The sequence below is a fragment of the Pseudonocardia bannensis genome, from assembly GCF_012911875.1.
Taxonomy (GTDB): domain Bacteria; phylum Actinomycetota; class Actinomycetes; order Mycobacteriales; family Pseudonocardiaceae; genus Pseudonocardia; species Pseudonocardia bannensis.
In genome coordinates this window covers 1-2,441 of sequence record NZ_JAAXKZ010000240.1, presented here as the reverse complement: position 1 = coordinate 2,441, position 2,441 = coordinate 1, and the positions used below count along the sequence as shown (strand labels likewise).

Genomic DNA, 2,441 nt, shown 5'->3' with positions numbered 1-2,441 from the left:
GCCGGCGGGCCGCTGGACGGACGCGGCGGACGCGGGCGCCGCGGCGTGTGCCGTGAACTCGCCGATCCGGGGTGCGGTGGGGCCCACGTGGGGTGCCGGCACGCCGGAGCGTGGCGCACCCGCGGAGTCGCCAGGGGATGTGCCCACGGCGGGTTGGGGCGCGGTCCCGACGACCCGGTGCGCGGGACCGGTCGAGTCCGGCGCGGTCGTGGTCGTGCGAGGCGCAGCGGTGGGCGGTGCGGGCGCCCCGGCCTGTGGTGCGGACACGGGGCCGATGCCCTCGGACACCGCGCCGGCGTCCTGGGCCGGGTGAGCGGGCCGGCGCAGCAGGTGCCCGTCAGCGGCTGACCTGCCCTGCGGGCCGACGGCCGGCAGGCTCGCGGGCTGCCCGGAAACGGACGTGCCGATCCGCTGCGCCGGCGGGGCCCCGGCCGCGGTCGGTCCCGTCGGTGACACCACGAGGGCCGGGTCGCCGACCCACCGGGTCGGCCCGGCCGGCCACCCGGCGCCGGGGCCTCCCCCGAGGGACGCCGTGACGAGCGCACCGTCGCGCGGGCCCGTGGGCGGGGCGGCTGCGGTCGCCCGCGCGGGCGCGGCCGACCGATCGGGGATCAGGGGGCCCTCGCGTCGCTGCACCGCCACGGGACGCGGGGGGACCAGTGCTGCCGGATCGACCCGCCGCAGCCTGCGCCGGACCCGGCGCAGGCTGCGGGCCGGCCCGCTGACCACCAGGGCGAGCGCCAGCCGGTCACCGCAGGGATCCGGGACCGTCTGCAGCACGTGGTACAGGTGGTCGCGATGGTTGACCACCACTTCGGTCGGCGGGCCGACCGGCAGTGACGACCGCATGGTGTCGACCGTCGCCCGCACGATGTCGGCCTGCCCGGCGGCGACGACCTCCGGATCGACCCGCCAGTGCCCGGAGGCGTAGGTCTCCAGGGCCATCCCGCTGTCGATGTCGACCAGCGCCGCCGCGAGGACCCCGGCATCACGCAGCACGCCCCCCAGGGCGGACTGCAGGATGCCGGGGTCTCGCGGCTCGTCGGCCAGCGCGCTCACCGTGCTCCGATCGATGCCCGTGCGACCTCAGCGCTGGCCGTTGGCGGGGAAGAACTGGCCTTCGACGCCGGCCTGCATGCCGGGACCGGGGCGTCCGGCGACGGCCGACGGGTGGCTCATGTAGAACTCCTGCTCGATGACGCGCAGGTCACGGCGCGCCATCGCCAGGTTGGCCTGCGCCCGGTTGAGGGCCACGTAGAGGAACAGCTTCTCGTCCTGCAGGCCGCGGATCAGGCGCAGCAGGTGGTACTGGGTGTCGAGGGTGATCAGGATGTCCTCGATGTTCTCCCGCAGGCCCAGCTTCTGCACCACCTCGAGCTTGGCCCGGATGACCTCGCTGTTACCCGGGGCGGCCACGTCGAGGTCGAACTCGGCGCTTCCGCCGCGCGATCCGAGGATCATGCCGCTGTCGAAGTCGACGAGGGCCACGGCGAACGCACCCTTGATGTTCGCAGCCATGTCCAAAGAATGATCGATGTTGCTCACGCACGCCTCCAGCAGCAGTTCGAAACCCGACCACGGGTCGGTGTTCAGGGAATTCCGGGGAACGGATGCCGAAGCCTAGCGCAACGATCCGGGAAGGCAATCCGATACGCCCAGGAAAGAAAACGTCCGGTCGGCAATCTCACACCATGCGCCGGAGTCCGGCGACGAGCCGCCGCATCGTGCCCAGGTCCCGGGCCCAGGTCTGTTGCAGCGCCGAGGACGTCCCGCCGTCGCGCCGGTCGTTCTCCGCCGACACCCGCGGAGCCGGCGGGGGTGGCGGCAGCCGAGTGTTCCGTGGCCGCCGCGGCAGCGGTGACAGCGCGGCCCGTCCGGAACCGGGTGCGCCGGTCGCTGCGGAACGCGCCGATGTCGCCGACACCAGCCTGGGCCACACCCGGTGCGCCGACCCCGGGTCGATCGGGACCGGCGTCGACGGCACCGGAGTGATCCGTACCGATCCGAGTCGGACGGCCTCGACCGGAGCCGTACCGAGGAAGGACGCCGGCACGCCCGCCGGCCCCTCGGGCGCCGGCTCGGCAGGAAGGGGCCGGACCGGGCGCGGGGCCGGGACGACCGGCCCGGGCGTCTCGGGAACCGACCTGGCCGGGGCGGGCCCGACGCGGGCGTCCTCGACTGCCTCGACAGCGGCTTGCAGGTCTGTGACCTGCTCGAACGCCTCGTCGCTGCGATCCCGGTGGGTCTGCGACGGCAACGTGAGACCACCCAGCGTGGCGAGCGCGGGCTGCAGGCCGTCCGCGGGCGACGCCGGTAGCGCGGGGGGCGCCACCGGCGGCGCCGGGTTCAGGTTGCGCCGCGGCATCGGAACCACCGGGGCGAGCGGTGCGTCGGCGGCCGGGGTGGCCGGCCGGCGGGCGGCGGGCGGAACGGCGGCGGGC

General features: G+C 75.5%; 1 protein-coding gene and 2 pseudogenes. All 3 read right to left on the bottom strand.

What is annotated here, in order from left to right; translation table 11 throughout:
* Positions 1-1,059 (bottom strand): annotated as a pseudogene (locus tag HF519_RS29860) (hypothetical protein); the annotation flags it as partial.
* A 27-nt stretch (positions 1,060-1,086) separates the two neighbouring features.
* Complete coding sequence (locus tag HF519_RS29855; RefSeq protein ID WP_211170781.1) at positions 1,087-1,518, bottom strand: hypothetical protein; 432 nt, start codon at positions 1,516-1,518, stop codon at positions 1,087-1,089.
* Positions 1,519-1,684: 166 nt separating this feature from the next.
* Positions 1,685-2,441: pseudogene (locus HF519_RS29850) on the bottom strand (hypothetical protein); the annotation flags it as partial.

What these genes read in the sequence shown, in the direction of transcription:
- HF519_RS29855 (WP_211170781.1), bottom strand. Translation starts at nt 1,518, where the DNA reads ATGGCTGCGAACATCAAGGGTGCGTTCGCCGTGGCCCTCGTCGACTTC.